This window comes from Nocardiopsis halophila DSM 44494, from assembly GCF_000341245.1.
Taxonomy (GTDB): Bacteria; Actinomycetota; Actinomycetes; order Streptosporangiales; family Streptosporangiaceae; genus Nocardiopsis_A; species Nocardiopsis_A halophila.
In genome coordinates this window covers 1-19,027 of sequence record NZ_ANAD01000081.1, presented here as the reverse complement: position 1 = coordinate 19,027, position 19,027 = coordinate 1, and the positions used below count along the sequence as shown (strand labels likewise).

Annotated in this window: 21 protein-coding genes and 3 pseudogenes; 6 read left to right on the top strand and 18 right to left on the bottom strand. The window is 73.2% G+C overall.

All coding sequences use genetic code 11. The features are described 5' to 3' along the window. Positions 1–350 precede the first annotated feature (350 nt). On the bottom strand, positions 351–1,358 hold the full coding sequence (locus D450_RS0110525) for a phosphatidylinositol-specific phospholipase C (protein WP_017538628.1): 1,008 nt from the start codon (positions 1,356–1,358) through the stop codon (positions 351–353). Positions 1,359–1,495: 137 nt separating this feature from the next. Here D450_RS0110525 and D450_RS0110520 point away from each other — a divergent pair, with 137 nt between their 5' ends. The 4 genes from D450_RS0110520 (at position 1,496) to D450_RS0110510 (ending at position 4,129) form a co-directional block, all read left to right on the top strand. Continuing rightward, the gene (locus D450_RS0110520; protein ID WP_017538627.1) at positions 1,496–2,155 is read left to right on the top strand and encodes an RDD family protein; all 660 of its coding nucleotides are present in this window, start codon (positions 1,496–1,498) and stop codon (positions 2,153–2,155) included. Between the two features lie 212 nt (positions 2,156–2,367). Next, positions 2,368–2,640 carry a class I SAM-dependent methyltransferase gene (locus D450_RS35420; protein WP_338037967.1) on the top strand — a complete coding sequence of 91 codons (273 nt, stop codon included), beginning with the start codon at positions 2,368–2,370 and terminating at the stop codon, positions 2,638–2,640. Between the two features lie 35 nt (positions 2,641–2,675). After that, complete coding sequence (locus tag D450_RS35415) at positions 2,676–2,984, top strand: hypothetical protein (protein ID WP_338037966.1); 309 nt, start codon at positions 2,676–2,678, stop codon at positions 2,982–2,984. Between the two features lie 185 nt (positions 2,985–3,169). Then, positions 3,170–4,129 carry an AraC family transcriptional regulator gene (locus tag D450_RS0110510; protein WP_017538626.1) on the top strand — a complete coding sequence of 320 codons (960 nt, stop codon included), beginning with the start codon at positions 3,170–3,172 and terminating at the stop codon, positions 4,127–4,129. Positions 4,130–4,243: 114 nt separating this feature from the next. Here the strand turns inward: D450_RS0110510 and D450_RS0110505 are convergent, their stop codons facing one another. The 14 genes and pseudogenes from D450_RS0110505 to D450_RS35735 form a co-directional block, all read right to left on the bottom strand. Further along, positions 4,244–5,092 carry an NAD(P)H-binding protein gene (locus tag D450_RS0110505; protein WP_017538625.1) on the bottom strand — a complete coding sequence of 283 codons (849 nt, stop codon included), beginning with the start codon at positions 5,090–5,092 and terminating at the stop codon, positions 4,244–4,246. Between the two features lie 314 nt (positions 5,093–5,406). Then, positions 5,407–5,961, bottom strand: a complete 555-nt coding sequence (locus D450_RS0110500) for a DUF3180 domain-containing protein (RefSeq protein ID WP_017538624.1) — start codon at positions 5,959–5,961, stop codon at positions 5,407–5,409. A 2-nt stretch (positions 5,962–5,963) separates the two neighbouring features. Further along, the gene (folK, locus tag D450_RS0110495; protein ID WP_017538623.1) at positions 5,964–6,494 is read right to left on the bottom strand and encodes a 2-amino-4-hydroxy-6-hydroxymethyldihydropteridine diphosphokinase; all 531 of its coding nucleotides are present in this window, start codon (positions 6,492–6,494) and stop codon (positions 5,964–5,966) included. Further along, positions 6,491–6,880, bottom strand: a complete 390-nt coding sequence (gene folB, locus D450_RS0110490) for a dihydroneopterin aldolase (RefSeq protein WP_017538622.1) — start codon at positions 6,878–6,880, stop codon at positions 6,491–6,493. Before folB ends, folK begins: the two co-directional genes overlap by 4 nt. After that, positions 6,877–7,335 (bottom strand): nuclear transport factor 2 family protein, encoded by a 459-nt coding sequence (locus tag D450_RS34275; protein ID WP_017556224.1) that lies wholly within the window; start codon positions 7,333–7,335, stop codon positions 6,877–6,879. Before D450_RS34275 ends, folB begins: the two co-directional genes overlap by 4 nt. Before the next feature lie 6 nt (positions 7,336–7,341). Then, a pseudogene (folP, locus tag D450_RS29940) lies at positions 7,342–8,247 on the bottom strand (dihydropteroate synthase); the annotation flags it as partial. A gap of 24 nt (positions 8,248–8,271) precedes the next feature. Beyond that, on the bottom strand, positions 8,272–8,889 hold the full coding sequence (gene folE, locus D450_RS0110480) for a GTP cyclohydrolase I FolE (RefSeq protein WP_017538620.1): 618 nt from the start codon (positions 8,887–8,889) through the stop codon (positions 8,272–8,274). Next, the gene (gene ftsH, locus D450_RS0110475; protein WP_026128475.1) at positions 8,886–10,964 is read right to left on the bottom strand and encodes an ATP-dependent zinc metalloprotease FtsH; all 2,079 of its coding nucleotides are present in this window, start codon (positions 10,962–10,964) and stop codon (positions 8,886–8,888) included. Before ftsH ends, folE begins: the two co-directional genes overlap by 4 nt. Positions 10,965–11,197: 233 nt before the next feature. Then, positions 11,198–11,752, bottom strand: coding sequence for a hypoxanthine phosphoribosyltransferase (gene hpt, locus D450_RS0110470; RefSeq protein WP_017538618.1), 555 nt, complete (start codon positions 11,750–11,752; stop codon positions 11,198–11,200). A gap of 64 nt (positions 11,753–11,816) precedes the next feature. After that, positions 11,817–12,785: a tRNA lysidine(34) synthetase TilS gene (gene tilS, locus D450_RS0110465; protein ID WP_017538617.1), complete on the bottom strand. Its 969-nt coding sequence runs from the start codon at positions 12,783–12,785 to the stop codon at positions 11,817–11,819. After that, a complete protein-coding gene (locus tag D450_RS0110460) occupies positions 12,782–13,873 on the bottom strand; it encodes a zinc-dependent metalloprotease (protein ID WP_017538616.1) in 1,092 nt (363 codons plus the stop codon). Before D450_RS0110460 ends, tilS begins: the two co-directional genes overlap by 4 nt. Before the next feature lie 167 nt (positions 13,874–14,040). Beyond that, positions 14,041–14,763 carry a D-alanyl-D-alanine carboxypeptidase/D-alanyl-D-alanine endopeptidase gene (gene dacB, locus D450_RS34595; RefSeq protein ID WP_241483115.1) on the bottom strand — a complete coding sequence of 241 codons (723 nt, stop codon included), beginning with the start codon at positions 14,761–14,763 and terminating at the stop codon, positions 14,041–14,043. Positions 14,764–14,793: 30 nt separating this feature from the next. After that, positions 14,794–14,850 (bottom strand): annotated as a pseudogene (locus tag D450_RS35740) (hypothetical protein); the annotation flags it as partial. A 182-nt stretch (positions 14,851–15,032) separates the two neighbouring features. Continuing rightward, positions 15,033–15,164 (bottom strand): annotated as a pseudogene (locus D450_RS35735) (D-alanyl-D-alanine carboxypeptidase); the annotation flags it as partial. 302 nt (positions 15,165–15,466) lie between these two features. On the opposite strand from D450_RS35735, the gene D450_RS0110450 reads away from it, so the two are divergent. Then, positions 15,467–15,997 (top strand): inorganic diphosphatase, encoded by a 531-nt coding sequence (locus D450_RS0110450; protein ID WP_017538615.1) that lies wholly within the window; start codon positions 15,467–15,469, stop codon positions 15,995–15,997. A gap of 176 nt (positions 15,998–16,173) precedes the next feature. Here D450_RS0110450 and D450_RS0110445 read toward each other — a convergent pair whose 3' ends face one another. Together D450_RS0110445 and D450_RS0110440 are read right to left on the bottom strand one after the other, a co-directional pair. Then, entirely contained in the window at positions 16,174–16,767 is a 594-nt protein-coding gene (locus D450_RS0110445) for an RNA polymerase sigma factor (protein ID WP_017538614.1), read from the bottom strand. A 75-nt stretch (positions 16,768–16,842) separates the two neighbouring features. Continuing rightward, positions 16,843–17,532: a hypothetical protein gene (locus D450_RS0110440; RefSeq protein WP_241483114.1), complete on the bottom strand. Its 690-nt coding sequence runs from the start codon at positions 17,530–17,532 to the stop codon at positions 16,843–16,845. Positions 17,533–17,968: 436 nt separating this feature from the next. On the opposite strand from D450_RS0110440, the gene D450_RS0110435 reads away from it, so the two are divergent. Continuing rightward, positions 17,969–18,520: a hypothetical protein gene (locus D450_RS0110435; protein ID WP_017538612.1), complete on the top strand. Its 552-nt coding sequence runs from the start codon at positions 17,969–17,971 to the stop codon at positions 18,518–18,520. Here the strand turns inward: D450_RS0110435 and D450_RS29930 are convergent. After that, positions 18,510–18,923 (bottom strand): hypothetical protein, encoded by a 414-nt coding sequence (locus D450_RS29930; RefSeq protein WP_017538611.1) that lies wholly within the window; start codon positions 18,921–18,923, stop codon positions 18,510–18,512. The genes D450_RS0110435 and D450_RS29930 overlap by 11 nt on opposite strands. Between the last annotated feature and the right edge of the window lie 104 nt (positions 18,924–19,027).

The following is a 19,027-nucleotide window of genomic DNA, read 5'->3' as shown; positions in this document are numbered from 1 at the left end:
GCGGTTCCGGGATGGGGGCGGGTTCCGGGGCGGGTTCCGGCGCGGCAGGCGCCGCGGGCGCGGCCGGGGTGCCCAGTGCCCTGCCCATCAGCGCCTTCGCCTTCTCCGAGGCCGGGTCCTGCTGGAGCGCGGTGGCGATGTGCGGGATCGCCGCCGCCGTGTCGCCCCCGTCGAGGAGGAGCTCGGCCAAGTGCAGGCGCAGGACGGGATCGGAGGGCGTCGCCTCCACCACTGCGGAGATGCTGGCGACGAGCTGCTCGCGGGACGAGTCCACGGGTGACCTCTCGAAGGGGGCGGGGGCCGTATGGCGGAGGAAGTCTACCGGCGGGAGAGCGCCCCGATTCAGGCGGTCACGACCGCTGTGCCGCCACCGTCCGGTTGTGGCCGATGACCGCGCCGATGAGCTCCTGGTCGGGGAAGTCCGCCATCACCACCCCCGTGCGCGGAAGCGTCCCCTCGGCCGCGCTCCGGCTCAGGTAGGGCCGCGCATGGTCGTTCACACCGCGGAAGCCCGGGCCGCCGGTCGCCACCTCCCGCGGGTTGGCCCACGGCGCACCCGATCCGCTGAGGTGGTTGATGTACAGCGTCTCCGGGGCCCCGTCGGCGGTCCTCTCGAAGTGGCTCCGCGCCTTCTCCCACTTGTCCGGGATGTCGAAGAGCGTCGGCACCCGGTAGTCGTCCTGGATGTCGGTGGATGCGCCGCCCCAGCGGATCCCGTACCCCTTTCCGGCGTCGAAGTCCTGCAGGATGACGATCTTGCCGCGCACCTCCCCCAGGTCGGGGACGCGCTCGCCCCCTGAGGGGCGCCACAGGTGCTCGGCCAGGAGCGGGGCCGTCTCCGGGTCCGACTCGATGTAGTGGTCCAGGGTCTCTTCGTAGGTGCGGGTGTTCTCCTCCTCGGTGTGCTCCTTCTTCAGGCGCATGAGCACCGTCTCGGTCGGATGCTCACTCAGGAACACCGCCGTGTCGGTCACCACGTCGGTGAAGTTGAGGTGCAGGTACTCGGCGCCGTGGTGGATGGGGAAGGCATCGCGGTAGTGCCGCGTTCGGACGTCGAGCGCGCGCACGCCCGACTCCAGTTGCCGGCTCAGCTCCATGTCCTGGGTACGGCTCCACACCGTCCCGGTCCAGGCCCCCGTGTCGTGCGTGCCGGGAACCGACAGGGAGGCGAGCGAGGCGCCGTCGGGCAGCCCGGCCATCCAGTCGGCGGTCGACGCCTCGGCCGCCCCCGCGGCACCGCTCTCGACCGGGGCGCCTCGGGCCTCGGCGGTCGCAGGCGGGATCAGGAGGGCGGCGGTGAGGGAGGCGGTGACGGAGGTGACGAGTAGGGTCCTCAGACCGATACGCGTGAAAGGCATGGGGGAGCGCCCTCCGGGCCCGGTGTCGGAAAAGAGCACGGTGAGCCTGCCACAGACGCGTGGGGGCCGTAAGGCCCAAATGCGACAATGGCGGGACCCCCGTCCCATGACTCCTCAAGAAGAGAGCGACCCTGCTCATGGAACCTTCTCCCCAGCAGCCGCAACCCCCCTATGGGCAGCAGCCCTACCCGGGCCAGCAGTACCCGCAGCAGCCCGGGTACGGACAGCAGGGCTATGGCCAGCAGGGGTACGGCTACCAGGGCTACGGCCAGAACCACTACCAGCAGGGCGGCTACTACCAGCAGGGGTACGTGTACCCCGGGCAGGAGACGCTGCCGCCCGGGACCGTCGCCGCCGACAAGGGCAAGCGCATCGCCGCGGCCATCATCGACGGTCTCGTCGTGGGGCTCGTCGCGATGGCGATCATGTTCGTGATCGGCATTCTCCCCATGATCGCCATGGGCGCCTCCGCGGAGGCCAACGGCGGGGACCCGCCCGGCATCCTCATCGCTCTGGGCATCATCGGGATGCTCGTCGGATACGCCCAGATGTTCTTCACGCCGTTCGTCTACAAGGCGCTGGCCGAGTCCAAGCGCGGCGCCACCATCGGCAAGCGCGCCATGAGGCTCCGCGTCATCGACCTGCAGACGCTCGGCAACCCCCAGAAGGGCAAGTCCTTCCTGCGGGCGCTGATCTACTTCCTGCTGGGCTGGATCAGCTGCCTGTGGATCCTGTTCGACCCGCGCGAGCAGGCGCTGCACGACAAGGCCGGCAACACGGCGGTCATCGCCGCATAGCCCGCGCCGCCCCCCGTCGATCCAGGGCGGGCCCGCGCTCTCGAGCACGGGCCCGGCCTGGTCCCGCACCCTCCCCGGCGGGCGCCCCGGACACCGCCTGAAGGTTTGCCGGTCCGGCAACGGGCTTTGCCCGTGAACCGCCTTTGAGGGCACATTCGTGACACGGTGGCCGACGGCCGCCGGTGGACGAAGCGCGCGGGAAGGGCGGGGCCATGGACGCACAGTCCTGGGACGACAGGTACAGCAGCGAGGAGAGGCTCTTCAGCGGCAACCCCAACGGGGTGCTCGTCGCCGAGGTGGAGGGCCTCGCCCCAGGGCGGGCGCTCGACCTCGGGTGCGGCGAGGGCGCCGACGCGGTGTGGCTGGCCGAGCGCGGCTGGCACGTCGCCGCCGTCGACATCTCCCAGGTGGCCCTGGACCGNCGGAGGCGCCCGCCACGACCGGCGGTCTCGGCGACCGGATCGCCTGGACCCGAGCGGACCTGACCGCCGAGCCGCCGCCTCCCGGCCCGTTCGACCTGGTGTCGGCCCAGTACTTCCCGCTCCCCAAGGAGGAGGGGCACGCCGCGCTCAAGGCCCTGCTGGCCGCGGTGGCGCCCGGCGGCACGCTGCTGTACGTCGGGCACCACATCGGGGACCTGGGGCCGCAGCAGTGGCGCGAGGTCGACCCGACCGACTACTACTGGCCCGCCGACGTGGCCGGGGTGCTGAAGGCGATGCCCGACGGCGAGTGGACGGTCGTGACCGACGAGGTCCGGTCGCGCCCCTCCGTCCCCGAAGGCGCCCACCACACCCGGGACACCGTCCTGCGGGCGCGACGCGAGCGGTAGGCCATGGGCCCTCGCGCCTGGACACCGGCAGGGGCCGGGGCACGCTCCGCGAACTCCGGCGTCCGGTGGCCGTTCAGCCCGGATTCTTCCGGTTCGGCCACGGGCAGACGACGGCTGCCTGTGGGCCTGCTCCTCGTGTCCGAGGCCCCGGGAACCACGAACCGGCCCCGCCGTAGGGTTGCGCCATGGACGTGTTCGACGATCTCCTGCGGGGCGTGCACGGGCAGGGCGCGGTGTTCGGGCGCTCGGCGCTGAGGCCGCCGTGGTCGCTTCGCTTCAGGTCGGGAAGGCGCCGTACCGACGGCGCCTTCCTGACCCTGTGCATCCCGATGCGCGGGTCCGCGTGGATCGTGCCGCATGAGGGGGAGGCGCGCAGGGTCTCAGAGGGTGAGGCGGCGGTGGTCCAAGGGCCGGAGCCGTTCACGCTCACCGACGATCCGAACGCCGACCGATCCGCCGTGCGGCGGGACGTGTACTGCCTCGGGGACGGCGAAGCGGGCCCCGGCGCGGAGGACGGCCTCGACGCGCAGACGGTGGTCCTCGCCGCGGCCTATGACGTTCGGGAGCAGGTTCCCCGCCGGTTGTTGCAGGCGCTTCCGGCGGTTCTGGTCGTGCCGGACGAGAACGAGGAGTGCGCGGCCCTGCGGGGCTACCTGGAGACGCAGCTGGTGTGCGGCAGGCCGGGGCGACAGATCGTACTGGACCGGCTGCTGGACTGGCTGCTGGTGTGCACGCTGCGGGACTGGTTCGACCTTCCGGAGGCGGCGCCGCCCCGGTGGTACCGCGCGCTGGGCGACGAGGTCGTGGGGCCGGCCCTGAGGGCGATGCACGGGGACCCGGCGCACGCGTGGACGACGGCGTCGCTGGCGGCGCGCGGGGGCACGTCGCGGTCGACGTTCGCCAAGCGCTTCACCGACGTGGTCGGCGAGGGGCCGATGGCGTACCTGACGGGCTGGAGGATGACCCTGGCGGCGGACCTGCTGCGCCGCCCGGAGATGACGGTGGCGGCGGTGGCGCGCCGGGTGGGGTACGCGGACGCGTTCGGCTTCAGTGCCGCCTTCAAGCGCGTCCAAGGGGTGAGCCCCACCGCCTACCGCCGTTCCCCCGTAGAGGAGCCGGAGGAGACGGTCACCCCTGCCGGATGACGCGGCTCCGGCCTCGCCTCACGCCGCGCCTCCACCCCGGGCGAGCGCGCGCCCGGTCTTCCGCAGACCGGGCGCGCTGTGTCGCCATGTGAGCAGCCGTCGGGCGGCCGAAGGTCAGTCCTTCCAAGCGCCCGCCGCGGCCGCCGTGTCGGCGAAGTCCGCGAAGTCCCGGGGCCTGCGCCCCAGCGCGCGCTCCACCCCGTCGGCGATCACGGCGTCCCGGCCGGTGCGGATCGGGGTCAGGGCGTTCACCCACATGCGCGCTTCCTCGGTGGAGAGGCCCCACTGCGCCATGCGGCCGATGAACTCCTCCTCGCCGCCGTCCCGGTGGCGCACCGCTCGGCCGGCCGCACGGGAGATCTCCCCCAGCGCCTCGGCGACGGTCAGCGCGCGCGGGCCGGACAGCTCGTAGACCCGGCCGTCGTGCCCCTCCCCGGTCAGGGCGGCGACCGCGACGTCGGCGATGTCGTCCACGTCGATGAAGGCCGAACGGCCGTCCCCGACCGGAAGCGACAGCTCCCCCGACAGCACCCCGTCGCGGAACGCCCCCTCACTGAAGTTCTGCGCGAACCAGGAGGGCCGCAGCACGGTCCAGGCGACCCCCGACTCCCGGACCGCCCGCTCCCCCTCCAGGTGGACCCTGGAGATGACCGTGTCGGGGCCGTAGTGTCCGGGCACGTCCACGCCGCGCGCCGACAGCAGCACCAGGCGGCGCACCCCGGCGGCCACGGCCCGTTCCACCAGCGCCGGCGTTTGCGGGGGAGGCGCGTCGAGCGGGGTGATGTACACGGAGCCGACTCCGTCGAGCGCGGGGCCCCAGGTCGCAGGGTCCTCCCAGTCGAAGTGCACGTCGCCCCTGCGCGACGCCGTCCGCACGGGAACCCCCCGGTCCCGGAGCCGGGAGGCGACGCGCTTGCCGACGGTGCCGGTGCCACCGATGACGAGAACCGTTCGTTGAGTCATGCGTTCATCGTGTCGCCGCACGCCCCGCGTTCCCATGCGCACGCGTTCCGTCCCCATATGCGTCCGTCCAGGCACGGTCTGCGGAACGCCCGGAGATGTCCACACCCTGTGGACAGATCACCCCGTCAGACGGGGCCGACGGCGGGAGCCACGCTCAGGGCGGACCATGCGCTCGTCCCCGGGCGCGGGAGGACTGACCGGAGGGCCGCTCCGGAGCCCACGGGCACGGCGGCCTTGGACACGTCGCGCCGTGAACGGGAGCATGGAAGGGGCCGACGGCGAGGGACGGCGGACCGGAAACAGGACCTGCCGCCTTACGCCGCCCCCGGTTCGCCCTCCGCGTCGTCGTCGGGGACCCTGCAGGACCACTCCAGGAAGACCGCCGCCGCGAAGAGGACGACGCCCGCGCCCATCGTGGCCAGGGACGTGTAGAAGTCCTCCGTAGGCAGCGGGGTGTTCAGGCGGCCCGCCAGGTACACCGCCGCGCCGCCGAACGCCCCGACGGCCACCGATGCGAACAGCGCGCTCGCCTTGGCCAGGGCCACCAGCCGTGCGGCGCTCAGGGCCTCGATGGGTTCGGTCCCCGGCTCGCGGCGGATCCGACGGCGCGTGTGGTGGCCCGTGATCGCCTCGCCCACCGCCAGCAGCAGCAGGGTCGGCACCGCCGTCCACGGCAGAGGCGGAAGCGTGCTGTAGAAGGCGTTCACCAACGCATAGCCGACCAGGGCCGAGGCCACGGCCACGGCGAGCGGCACCCGCCACCCGATCGGATGCAGGCGCCCCTCCTCGTCCGGGCCGCCGGCCCCCCGGCCGGGGCGGCCGGGCCGCGACGGCTCGTCACCGTCCCAGTCCTGGTCGTCGCGGGACACCCTCAGCCCTCCCGTCCCGGCAGGGCCAGGTGCAGGTCCCCCCGGCGGTCCGCCTCCTGGCCGGCCACGGCCGCCAGCAGGTCCGCCACCGGGCCGTGCCCCGGCAGCACCGCTCCGGGATCGGCGTCGAGCCACGGGCGCAGCACGAAGGCGCGCTCGTGGGCCCGCGGATGCGGCAGGGTCAGCTCCGGATCGCCGGAGACCTCCTCCCCCAGCGCGATGATGTCCACGTCCAGGGTGCGCGGCCCCCACCGCACCTCCCGCACCCGGTGGAAGCGCTTCTCCACCTCCTGGGTGCGGGCCAGCAGCTCGCGCGGGGCCAGCGTGCACGCGGCGACGAGCACCGCGTTCAGGTAGGCCCCCTGTTCCGGGCCTCCGACCGGCGCCGTCTCGTACACCGGCGAGACGGCGACCGGCGTCAGCCCCGGCGCGGCCTGCGGCCCCAGCAGCGCGTCCACGGCCCCCTGGAGGGTCGCCATGCGGTCGCCCATGTTGGAGCCCAGGGCCAGCACCGCCGGGCGCTCCGCGCTCACGGCCGCCCCCTGACCACGGTCACCGAGACGTCCTCGAACTCGTGCGGGATGGGGGCCGACGGCTTGTGCACGGTGATCTGCGCACGCCGCACCGGCCCCTCCTCCAGGCACACCCGGGCCAGCCGCTCGGCCAGCGCCTCCAGCAGGTTCACCGGCTCACCGGCGACCACCTCCACCAGGCCCGAGGCGAGCTCCCCGTAGTGCACGGTGTCGGCGACGTCGTCGGTGGCCGCCGCGGTGCTCACGTCCACGTCGAGCACCGCGTCCACCACGAAGTACTGGCCCTGCCTGCGCTCCTCGGGGAACACCCCGTGGTAGCCGTAGGCCCGCAGCCCCCGCAGGGCGATCCGGTCGCCCTTGATGTCCATGCTCAGGTCCGGGCTCATTCGGCGGGTGCGCCTCCCTGCTCGCCTTCCTCCTCCTCGTCCGGCATCACCGGCGAGGCGTGGTGCGACCACAGCCGCCACCCCTGGGCGGTGTGCACGAACATGTTGGTGGTCACCACCTGGCCGCCCGCGACGAACCCGGGGCTGCCGTCCTCGGCGGTGAGCACGTTCTCCTCGCACGTCACCATGGCCACGTCGCCGCTGACCCCGATGTGGGTGTCGGTGAGCACGTACTGGATGTAGGGAACGTTGGCCATGATCAGCGCCCAGGCGCGGAGGATCTCCGCGCGGCCGCGCAGCAGCGGCCACCCCGGGTTGACGCACACCAGGTCGGGGGCCTCGTCCTCCTCGGCCCAGACCCGGTGCATGGCGTCGATGTCGCCGTTCTCGATGGCGCCGTAGAACTGCGCGTTGGCCTCGGCCACGCGCTCCATGACCTCCTGGCGGGACCTCACCGGNCCCCCGCCGCGGCCGACCGGCTCGCCGCGGCCCTGGTCGTCCAGGAGGGCGCCGCCGGTGCGCCAGGCGGCCTGCACCCGCACGGCGTCGGCGCTGGGCCGCACGTCGTGCACGCGCACGCACCAGGCTCCGGCTGCGGCCGAGAGCACGGTCAGGGCCAGGGTGGCGTCGTCGGACTCGGAGAACGGGCGGTCGTTGCCGTCGGCGTCGGACAGGAGCCTGCCGAGGAAGCGTTTGCGTGAGCCGGCGATCAGCAATGGGCGTCCCAGATCGTCGAAGCGGTCGAGGTGCGCGAGGAGCTGCCAGTTGTGGGCCTGTTCGGGCTTCTTGGCGAAGCCCAGCCCCGGGTCGAGCACGAGCTGCGCGGGGTCCACGCCCTCGTCGGCCATCGCCTCCATGCGGGTCCGCAGTTCCTGGTGGACCTCGGTGACGACGTCGGTGTAGACCGCGCGCCGCTGCATGTCGTGGCTGTGGCCGCGCCAGTGCATCAGGACGTAGGCCACGCCCGTCTTGGCGACCAGCCGGGCCATGGACGGGTCGGCCAGGCCCCCGCTGACGTCGTTGACCAGCCGGGCGCCCGCCTGCACGGTGTGGTCGGCGACCTGCGCGCGCATGGTGTCGACGCTGACCGCCACCCCCTGCCGGGCGAGTTCCCGCACGACGGGCACGACCCGCCGCAGCTCCTCCTCCAGCGAGACCCGCGGGGCCCCCGGGCGGGTGGACTCGCCGCCGACGTCGACGATGTCGGCCCCCTCCTCGGCCAGCCGCAGGCCGTGCTCGACGGCGCGGCCGTGGTCGAACCACCGCCCGCCGTCGGAGAAGGAGTCGGGGGTCACGTTGACGACCCCCATCACCAGGCAGCGCTCCCGCCGGGGCAGCCCCGGGAGCTCACATCGCGTCGACGCCATGCCCTCACCCTACGAGAAGCGGGCTCAGCGGTGGCCCAGGATCAGACTCATCGCCTCGGCCCGTGTGCGATCGCGGTTCCGGAAGTCGCCGCGCACCGCGGAGGTGACGGTCTTCGCCCCGGGCTTGCGCACGCCGCGCATGGTCATGCACAGGTGCTCGGCCTCGATCACGACGATCACCCCGCGCGGGTCCAGGTACTCCATCACCGCGTCGGCCACCTGGGTGGTGAGCCGCTCCTGCACCTGGGGCCGGCGCGCGTACACGTCGACCAGCCGGGCCAGCTTGGACAGCCCGGTGATCTGCCCCTTGGAGTTGGGGATGTAGCCCACGTGGGCGCTGCCGTAGAAGGGGACCAGGTGGTGCTCGCACGTCGAGTACAGCTCGATGTCCTTGACCAGCACCATCTCCTCGTGCTGGGCCTCGAACACGGTGGTGAGCACGTCCCCGGGCCGCTGGTGCAGCCCGGAGAACTGCTCGGCGTAGGCGCGGGCGACCCGGGACGGGGTCTCCTGCAGCCCGTCCCGGTCGGGGTCCTCGCCGATGGCGAGCAGGATCTCCCGGACGGCCTTCTCGATCCTCGCCTGGTCGATGCCCGCCTCGGGGCCCGCTTCCGGCCCGGCGGCCTCCTGGGGCAGGGTCACTCCCGGTCCCCTCTCTGCTCACCGCCGTCGGCCGGGGCCTCGCCCGAGCCGTCGCGCGCGTCCCCGCGGTCGGCGCCGTGCCCGTCGCCGTGCGCCTCACCGCCGGTGTAGCCGACCTGGCCGTTGCCGGACACCAGGTCCTCGACGTCCTTGGGGCCGAGCAGGGCCAGCTCCTTGGAGGTCTTGACCGGCGGGCGGCCCGACGGCTGGCGCTTGCCGTAGCCGGTGAACGACCCGCGCGAGGGGCGCTTGTTCACCGGGGCGAAGATCCGCAGGACCTCCTCCTTGGACAGGGTCTCCTTGTCGAGCAGGTGCAGCACCAGGTCGTCCAGGACGTCGCGGTACTCGTCGAGCACCTCGAAGGCCTCGTCGTGCGCGGACTCGATGAGGCGGCGCACCTCCTCGTCGATGAGGGAGGCGATCTCCTCGGAGTACTCGCGGGCGTGCGACATCTCGCGGCCCAGGAACGGCTCGGTGTTGCCGGAGCCGAACTTGCGGGCGCCCAGCCGCTCGCTCATCCCGTACTCGGTGACCATGTTGCGCGCCAGCGAGGTGGCCTTGTCGATGTCGTTGGCGGCGCCGGTGGTGGGCTCGTGGAACACGAGCTCCTCGGCGGCGCGCCCGCCGAGCATCATGGCCAGCTGGTCCATCATCTCCGAGCGCGAGGTGAGGAACTTGTCCTCGGTCGGCAGGGACATGGTGTAGCCCAGCGCGCGGCCGCGCGGCAGGATGGTGATCTTGTGCACCGGGTCGGCGTTGGGCAGCGCGTGGCCCACCAGGGCATGGCCGCCCTCGTGGTAGGCGATGACCTTCTTCTCCGCGTCGCTCATCACCCGGGTCTTGCGCTCGGGGCCGGCCATGACGCGGTCGATGGCCTCCTCCAGGGTGGCCATGTCGATGGTGTCCCTGCCGGCGCGGGCCGAGAGCAGGGCGCCCTCGTTGACCACGTTCTGCAGGTCGGCACCGGTCATCCCGGGGGTGCGGCGGGCGACCACGTCCATGTCGACGTCGTCGGCCATGGGCTTGCCCTTGGCGTGCACCTTGAGGATGCCCTTGCGGCCCTCCATGTCCGGCCGGTCCACGACGATCTGCCGGTCGAAGCGGCCCGGGCGCAGCAGCGCCGGGTCGAGGATGTCCGGGCGGTTGGTGGCGGCGATGAGGATGACGCCGGTCTTGACGTCGAAGCCGTCCATCTCCACCAGCATCTGGTTGAGGGTCTGCTCCCGCTCGTCGTGGCCGCCGCCCATGCCGGCGCCGCGGTGGCGGCCCACGGCGTCGATCTCGTCGACGAAGATGATCGCCGGGGCGTTCGCCTTGGCCTGCTCGAACAGGTCGCGCACCCGGGAGGCGCCGACGCCGACGAACATCTCGACGAAGTCGGAGCCGGAGATGGAGTAGAACGGCACCCCGGCCTCGCCGGCCACGGCGCGGGCCAGCAGGGTCTTACCGGTGCCGGGCGGGCCGAAGAGCAGCACGCCCTTGGGGATCTTGGCGCCCATCGACTGGAACTTGGCGGGGGTCTGCAGGAACTCCTTGATCTCCTGCAGCTCCTCGATCGCCTCGTCCGCCCCGGCGACGTCGGCGAAGGTGCTCTTGGGCGTGTCCTTGCTGATCAGCTTGGCCTTGGACTTGCCGAAGTTCATCACCCGCGAGCCGCCGCCCTGCATCTGGTTCATGATGAACAGGAAGATGGCGATGATGATGACCAGCGGCAGGAAGCTGAAGAGCAGCCCGGTCCAGATGCTCTCCTGGGGCACCTCGACGTCGTAGGAGTCGAGGCTGCCCTCCTGTTCCAGCTCGGCGAACCGGTCGGCGATCTGCCGCCCCTGGTCGCCGACCCAGTAGGCCTCGTAGACCTTGCCGTCGTCGGTGGTGATCTCGACCCGCTGCTCTTTGTCGACGAGCTTGGCGTTGTCGATGTCGCCGCTCTCGATGAGCTGCAGCACCGTCGAGGTGTCCTTCTTCTCCGGACCGGAGCCGCCGCCCAGGCCGGTGAAGTTGAAGACGGCGAAGAGTATGACGCCGATGGCCAGAATGTACAGCCACGGCCCGCGGTACAAACGCTTGAGATTCATCTATACGGAACCCCGCTGGGTCCGTCCCTCCTGACCAGGCGGCCTCTGCCCCGACACGGCGTAAGGGCACCGGGTCGGAAACGGGACCTATCGGACACGTAATTCCCAATATCTATGCCGGGATGATCGACGGTACACCCCGCCCGTGATCCACCGCACGGCTGCGACGCGCCGTCATGAGCGCAACGCCTGCGCTCCCCGAGATGTTCCCGGGCCCCCCGGCCCGCACCCCGCTAGCCTTCGTAGACGTGCGGGGCGAGCGTGCCGATGAAGGGCAGGTTGCGGTACTTCTCGGCATAGTCGAGCCCGTAGCCGACGATGAACTCGTTCGGCAGGTCGAACCCGATGTACTTGACGTCCAGGTCGACGTCGAAGGCGAGCGGCTTGCGGACCATGGTGCACACCTCCACCGAGGCCGGCCCGCGCGAGCGCAGGTTGCCCACCAGCCACGACAGCGTCAGCCCCGAGTCGATGACGTCCTCGACGATGAGGACGTTGCGCCCGGAGATGTCGACGTCGAGGTCCATCAGGATGCGGACCACCCCCGAGGAGGTGGTCCCGGCCCCGTAGGAGGAGACCGCCATCCAGTCCATCTCCGCCTCGTGCGAGAGCTCACGCGCCAGGTCGGCCATGACCATCACGGCGCCCTTCAGCACCCCGACGAGCAGCAGGTCCTTGCCGGCGTAGTCGGCGTCGATCTCGGACGCCAGCCCCTTCAGCCGCGCCTTGATCTCCTCTTCGGTGACCAGCACCTTCTCCAGTGCGTCACCCATGTCCTTGGCGTCCACGCTCGTACGTCCTCGCTGCTCGGATCGCGGTCCTTCGGAACGCAACCAGGATAAACGGGTGAAGTCATCCGAACTCCAAGGCGCCGCCCCCGCGCCGGGCGCTGAGGCCCCCGGGCAGGTCGACACGGGCCTGACCGCGCCAGTCGGAGACCAGGCGGTCGACCTCGGCCACGTGCCGCGCGGTCAGCGCGCCGGCGGGGCTGCCCGCCGCCAGGGCGGCGCGCCGCAGCACCCGCGTGCGCACCGCGCGCGGCAGGCGCTCCAGGGCGCGCACGTCCAGGCGGCCGCCGCCCAGGTCGGCCGCGCGCGCGGCGTCGGCGGCCCAGTCGTCCAGCGCGTCGGCGTCGTCGCGGAGCAGGTCGGCGGTGCGTGCGAGCGCCGGCGCGATGCCGGGGCCGATCTCCTTCTCCAGCGCCGGCAGCGCGGCGTGGCGGACGCGCGCGCGGGCGAAGGCCGGATCGGCGTTGTGCGGATCCTCCCAGTGCTCCAGCCCCATGGCGGCGCACGCCTGGCGCACCCGCGCGCGCTCCATGCCCAGGAACGGGCGCGCATAGCGGCCGGAACGCGGGGCCATGCCGGACAGGGAGCGCGCGCCCGACCCCCGGGCCAGCCCCAGGAGAACGGTCTCCGCCTGGTCGTCCGCCGTATGGCCGAGCAGACCGGCCGCCGCGCCCGTGCGATCGGCGGCGGCGTCCAGAGCCGTATAACGCGCGTCCCGCGCGGCCCCCTCGGGCCCGCCGGAGCTCCCCACCCGGACGGCGGCGACCTCCACGGGGTCCAGGCCCAGGCCGCGCATGGCGGCGGCGACCGTCTCGGCCCGTGCACCGGAACCGCCCTGAAGCCCGTGGTCGACGGTCACCCCTCCGGCACGCAGACCCATGCGCGGCGCGGCGAACGCCGCGGCCCCGGCCAGCGCCAGGGAGTCCGCCCCTCCGCTGCAGGCCACGAGTACGAGCGCACCCTCCTCCAGCCCGGCCAGGGCGCGGCGGACCGCGCGGCGGGCCTCGGCGACCGCGGGGGGCGGCCCGCTCACTCCTCCCGCGCCGGGGCGCCCGGCTCGGCGACGCGCGCGATCCAGGACTCGGGGTCGCGGATCTCGGCCATGGTGGGCAGCGTCTCGGGCGACCGCCACACCTTGTTGAACTCCTCCATGCCGACCTGGGCGACGACCTTGCGCACGAAGACCGCGCCCTCCTCGTACTGCTTCATCTTCAGGTCGAGGCCGAGCAGCTGGCGGATGACGCGGTCGATGCGGTTGGCGCCCTCGCGGCGGCGCTGGAAGCGGCGGCGGATCTCGGCCACGGAGGGCACCACCTCGGGCCCGACCGCGTCCATCACGTAGTCGCCGTGGCCCTCGGCCAGCGTCATGACCGCGGTGATGCGGTCCATCACCTCGCCCTGGGCCTCGTTCTGGAAGGCCTGGATGAGGCTGCCCTCACCGCCCCGGACGACCTCGGCCACCGCCTCGGCGGCGGCGCGCAGGCGGTCGAGGAAGGCGGCCGCGTCCATGTCCGAGGACAGCAGCAGGTCCTGCATCTGCTCCTGGACGTACCCGCGCAGCCAGGGGGTGGAGCTGAACTGCATGCGGTGGGTCTCCTCATGCAGGCAGACCCACAGCCGGAAGTCGCGCGGGTCCACGTCCAGCTCCCGCTCGGCCTGGACGATGTTGGGCGCCACCAGGGTCAGCCGGCCTGCGGGCGCGTTGCCGTCCGGGTCGGGCGGCAGGAAGAGCTCGTACTGGCCGAGCACCCGCCCGGCCAGGTAGGCGAGCACGGCGCCGAGCTGGGCCCCGGTGACCCGGGAGCCCACGGCGGTGCTCAGGGCGCCGGCCGTGCCGGCTCCGGAGGCCAGGCGCTCGGCGCCGACCCGCTCCAGCATGGGTTCCAGTACGCTGCGGAACCCTTCGACGTTGGCCCGGATCCATCCCGGGCGGTCGACGATGACCGCCGGTCCGGCCGGTTCCAGGGGGTCCATGCCGGTGAACTCGCGCACGTGTCCGCGGGCCTCCTCGGACAGCTCCCGGAGCTGGGAGACGGCCTGGCGCGCGTCGGCGATGTCCACCTGGGGGCCGGGGCGCACGAGGCGGATCCCGGTGTTGACGGCTACGTCCCAGTCGATCACAGTCACGCCCTCACCGTACCCGCGGGGGCCCGGGCCAAGGGGGTGCGCGCCGATTTTCCGGGTTTCCTCAGGGTCGTCCCCTCAGGCCCTCTACGGGGAGAGGGGGGAAGGGCGGGGCGCGGAGGGACGGACGGGCACCTCAGGGGCGCACGGGCACGGGGTGCGCGTCAGGAGCACCCGCAGGTGGCGACGGTCGACGCCAGGAGGTCCAGGTTCGACGCCAAGGCCGAGTCCCCGTCCGCCATGAAGGCGAACACGAGCAGCCGGCCGTCCGCGTCGTAGATCGTCCCCGCCAGGGTGCTCACCCCGCTCAGCGTTCCGGTCTTGGCGCGCACCACGCCCGCCCCCTGCTCGGACCGGCTCGACGGGCCGTAGCGACCCGCGAGGGTGCCGCTGAAGTTGCCGGTCGGCAGGCCGCTGAGGGTGAAGCCCAGGTCGGGCCGGTCGGGGTCGGCGGCGGCCAGCAGCATCTCCACCAGGGCGTGCGGCGAGATGCGGTTGTCCACCGACAGGCCGCTGGCGTCGGAGAGCCGCACCCCGTCGACGCCGAGGCGCTCCAGCACCGCGGTCATGGCGCGGGCACCGCCCTCGAACGAGGCGTCCTCCCCCTCGGCGAGGGCCACCTGGCGGGCCAGCGCCTCGGCGATGTTGTTCTCGCTCTGCAGCAGCATCTGCTCCACCAGCGCCGAGACGGGCGGGGAGGAGACCGAGGCCGCGGGGTCGGCGCCGTCGGGGGCGGTGGCCGGGTCCGGCCCCCCGCGCACCTCGACGCCCTCGTCGCGCAGCCGGTCGGCGAAGGCCTCGGCTGCCGTCCGCGGCGGGTCGTCGACCCGGTCGCCGTACTTCTCGCCGGCGTCCTCGCGGCCGCCGTCGATCATCAGCGCGTGCACCGGGGCGACGCTGCCCTCCCAGACGTAGTTGTCCTTCCAGCCGGGACCGGTGGCCGAGCCGGGGTAGAGGGAGTCGTCGTAGCCCAGGTCGACCGCGTCGACGCCCTGGTCCTCCAGGGCACGCGCGGTGCGCTCGGCCAGGAGCGCGAGGGTGGCCGGGCGCGGGTAGGCTCCGGGGTCGGCGTCCGTNCCCCCACCCCCAGCCGCTCGCCGTCCAGGACCGCCTCGGTGGCGATGCGCGCGTCGGGGCCGGGCGAATCCAGCACGGTGAGCGCGGTGGCGATCTTGGTGGTGGAGGCGGGGACCGCGCCGCGGTCGCCGTCCCGGTCGTAGAGCTCCTGCGCACTGGCGGCGTCCGCGACATAAGCGGAGAGTCCCTCACCCACCCCCGAGTCGGACATGGGATCATCGAGGTGGTCCGCCAGGCGGCCGGGGTCGACCGCGTCGGCGCCGGGCAGGTGGGCGGCCGTCTCCTGCTGTGCGTGCGCGACAGGATAGGGCACCGCGGGCAGGGGGCGCGACGCGATCAGATCCGCCGCGGCGAAGCCCGCCACCAGCACGAATATGTTGAGCATGGCCATGGCCAGGAGCACTCTGGACCGCACCGTCCGCACCCCGCACACCTGCCTTCCTCCTGGCACCGCCGCCGTATGACCGCCGCTACAGACAAGCGACACTAGTCGTAAGGGAAGCCGAGAACAGCATGAAATTCGACGTCACCATCGAGATCCCCAAGGGTGAGCGCAACAAGTATGAGATGGATCACGAGACGGGTCGAATCCGTCTCGACCGCATGCTGTTCACCTCTACGAGTTACCCCGCCGACTACGGTTTCATCGAGGGGACGCTGGGCGATGACGGCGACCCGCTGGACGCCCTGGTCCTGCTGAAGCAGCCGACCTTTCCCGGCTGCCTGATCCGCTGCCGCGTGGTGGGCATGTTCCGGATGCGCGACGAGGCCGGGGGCGACGACAAGCTGCTGTGCGTGCCGGCCACGGACCCGCGCATGGAGCACATCCGTGACATTCACCACGTCAACGAGTACGAGCGCCTGGAGATCGAGCACTTCTTCACGGTCTACAAGGACCTGGAGCCGGGCAAGTCGGTCGAGGGCGCGACGTGGGTCGGGCGCCACGAGGCCGAGCAGGAGGTCATCTCCTCGGTGACGCGCGCCGAGGAGAAGGGCGCCCACGGGGACCGCTCGCACATCGAGCTCGAAGACGAGGCTTCCTGAGCGGACCGCCCGAGGAGCCCGTCGAGGGGCCCATGCGCCGAGCGCACGGGCCCCTGCCGCTTTTCCGGGGCCGTCGGGTCGCGGACGGACCGGCCCCGGTGACCCGGGGCGGCCGCCGCGGGGGGCGGAGCGCGGGGTCACAGGGCGGAGTCGGGTCGGGGGTCGGAGGGGCGGCGTCACCGGGGGAGCGCCATCGAGGGCACCCCCATCCAGGCGGGAACGCGCTCGGGCTCGGTGCGGGCGACGACGTAGACCGCCAGCACCATCAGCAGGACCGCGCACACGGCCACGGTCAGGCCCGGCAGAACGGCGCGCGCCCGTCGGCGCCTGCGCCGGGAGGGCGGCACGGGGAACCCGTCGTCGTCGAAGGCGTCGGCACGGTCGGCCACGTGGGCGCGGTGCCCGTCCAGGCCCGGCCCCAGGACACCGCTGAGCACCCGCAGGCGCAGGCCCGGCGGCGGGTCCTCGGGCGGGTCCCCCGGGTACGGCGGGGTCTGGGGCGCGCCCGGCCGCCGGTGGTGCTCGCACTCGGCCAGCGCAACGGCCAGCAGCCATTCGCGCAGCCGCCCGGCGTCGGCGAGCCGGTGGACGTGGGCCCCGGCGACGATGAAGGTGTCGCGCAGGGCCGCCTGGGCGGAGTCGTGGTCGCGCAGCAGGGCCCGGCAGGCCCGGTACAGCTCCTCTCCGTAGGCATCGAAGAGCCGGGCGTAGGCGCGGGAGGCGCACGGTCGTCTGGATCTCAGGGCGAGGGCAAGGTCCCGGTCCATCATGTGACCTGAATGTACGGTCCGGGCGCCCTATTGAGGAGGCTTTCGACGAAAAACGCCACGAAGGCCTGATTTCCGCTACTTTCCCGCACCCTCCGGACGGTCCCGCCTCCGCACCGCGTGCACCGGACGCCACAGTCGCCGTGCCTCGGCGGCGACGGCATCGGCGTCGACCTCTTCTGCGCCGCACACGCCCGCCGAGTCCTCTGTCCCCTCCGGTTCCTGTTCCTGCCCGTACTCCAGGGCCTCCCGCTCGATGATGAAGCGCAGCGCCGCGCGCGGACGCGCCAGCACCGCACCGCCGGCGCGCATCACCGGCTCCGGCAGCCGCCCCGAGACCAGCAGCACCGGCACCACCTCCGGCGCGCCCAGGTCACGGGCGGCCCGGGCCGCGGCCGCGGCGTGCCGCTCCACCACCCGTTCGGCCGGGCGCCCGCCGATCGTCCACGCCCCGCCGCCGCGCGCCACCGCGTTGCGGCGGTGCCGCGCCTCGAGCAGGTAGACCCCTCCGGTCCCGGCCGCCAGCACCCGCCCGACGGGGTCGGCCACCAGGCGGTAGCCGCGGCGCCGCAGGCCGCGCAGCACCCGGCCGCGGGCCCAGGCCGGGCCGAGCAGCGGCGCGGCGGCCCCGGTGATCAGGTAGCTGAGCGCGGTGAGGCCGGCCACGAGCAGCCCGGCCCGCCACCCCAGGAACCCCGCGCCCATGACCCCGGCCGCGGCCGTGATCGCCGCCCGGACCAGGAGGCGGGCCAACGATCCGTCCGCCAACGGACACCGCACCTTTCGGTCGCCTCGCGTCTGCCCCCTCGCACGTACCGCCTCGCGGGGCCTCTCATGCCACCACCGGACCCCCCGGCACCGCAATGGATTCGGCCGAAATCCCCGTGACGCACGCGACACGCCGGATCCGCCGGATCGCTTGACAGCGTTCCCGCAGGTTGGTCTCCTTGTGCGCATGCATCCGCGTACCCAGGCGACCCGACCGGTCATGGCCCGCCAGGCCCGTGAGGCCTCCCGCCGTGCGGCCGCCGTCGTGTGTCCGTCGCCGTGTACGCGCTCCTCGTGTCGCTGAGCGCACCCTTTTTCGCGAGCTGAACGCCGCTCCTTCGCCGAGCGCCGCGTCTCCCGGCTGCCGTCCGCAGCCCGCGCCGCTGCTCCGCAGCGCCTCTCCGCACGTCTTCGCACGACCGAGGATCCGACTCCGGTGTCGAACTCCACCGCTTCCGCACTCGCCGTACCCGAATCGACGCGTTCCGCCACCGACCGCCGACGCTCCGATGCCGTCCGCCCGGACGGCATCGGCGACATCGTCGACGCGGGGCGCCGCTCCGCCTATCCGCACCTGGCGTCCTCCCGTTCGACCGCCACGCCGGGCCGCCTGGCCGCCGCCGCCTCGGCGGCCGCGGCGGCGCTGTCCCGCCCTTCCCTGTGGCCGCGGCGCCGCGGGCGATGGCAGCCGGCACCGCGCCCGGCCCGGCGCCACGCCGCCGGGCGGATGAAGGTGAGCGCGCTGACCCTGGACCCGAACGGTTTCGCCGTGCTCCCCGGGCCCGAGGAGGGCTCCCCGGAGGCCGCGGGCACTGTGCTGCGCCTGGTCGCGGGGCGTGCCCACCTGGTCTCCACCTCGCCGGACGGGCGGATGCGCGCCCTGCGCGAGGTTCCCGTCGGCCGCACCCTGGCCCTGGGCTCCGGCGGCGGGCGGTGGCTGGTCAACACCGGTCCGGACGAGGCCGTCGTGGTGCGGGTCAGCGGCTGACCTCCCCGTCGTCGCCACTGCTCACGTTCCCGCCGTCCCCGCCTGAGGAGGCCTGCGCACGCAGCGCGGCGTCCACGGCCTCGACCTGGCGCAGCAGCGCGGCGGTGCGCTTGCCCTCCTCGAAGTAGGCGTTCATGACCTGGTCCAGGGCGTGCGGCTGCAGGTGGTCGCGCAGTTCGACACGGGCCGTGCGGTAGCCGCGCCGCGCGCCTTCGAGGCAGGACTCGACGTGGATCCGCGCCAGCCGTGACAGGGCGACAGGGTGCCGCCGCAAGACCCCGTGCAACCGGTAGTCGGCGGGCACCTGGTCGAACAGCCACACCACGGCGGTCTGCCCGAACGACTCGGCGCCGGGCGGGTGCACACTCGCCGGCCAATCCGCGGGAAGCTGCTGGTCGGACATACCTCCAGCATACCCGGCAGGTGCGAACACGTGTTCGATGGGTCGTACGTTGCTCTGGTGTTGCGCAGGGGAGAGCCGTCGGAGAAGCGGCGAGCGAGGAAGAC

Coding starts and splice junctions, on each gene's coding strand:
- D450_RS0110525 (WP_017538628.1), bottom strand. CDS start 1,358: ATGCCTTTCACGCGTATCGGTCTGAGGACCCTACTCGTCACCTCCGTC.
- D450_RS0110520 (WP_017538627.1), top strand. CDS start 1,496: ATGGAACCTTCTCCCCAGCAGCCGCAACCCCCCTATGGGCAGCAGCCC.
- D450_RS0110510 (WP_017538626.1), top strand. CDS start 3,170: ATGGACGTGTTCGACGATCTCCTGCGGGGCGTGCACGGGCAGGGCGCG.
- D450_RS0110505 (WP_017538625.1), bottom strand. CDS start 5,092: ATGACTCAACGAACGGTTCTCGTCATCGGTGGCACCGGCACCGTCGGC.
- folB (WP_017538622.1), bottom strand. CDS start 6,880: ATGAGCCCGGACCTGAGCATGGACATCAAGGGCGACCGGATCGCCCTG.
- ftsH (WP_026128475.1), bottom strand. CDS start 10,964: ATGAATCTCAAGCGTTTGTACCGCGGGCCGTGGCTGTACATTCTGGCC.
- D450_RS0110450 (WP_017538615.1), top strand. CDS start 15,467: ATGAAATTCGACGTCACCATCGAGATCCCCAAGGGTGAGCGCAACAAG.
- D450_RS0110445 (WP_017538614.1), bottom strand. CDS start 16,767: ATGATGGACCGGGACCTTGCCCTCGCCCTGAGATCCAGACGACCGTGC.
- D450_RS29930 (WP_017538611.1), bottom strand. CDS start 18,923: ATGTCCGACCAGCAGCTTCCCGCGGATTGGCCGGCGAGTGTGCACCCG.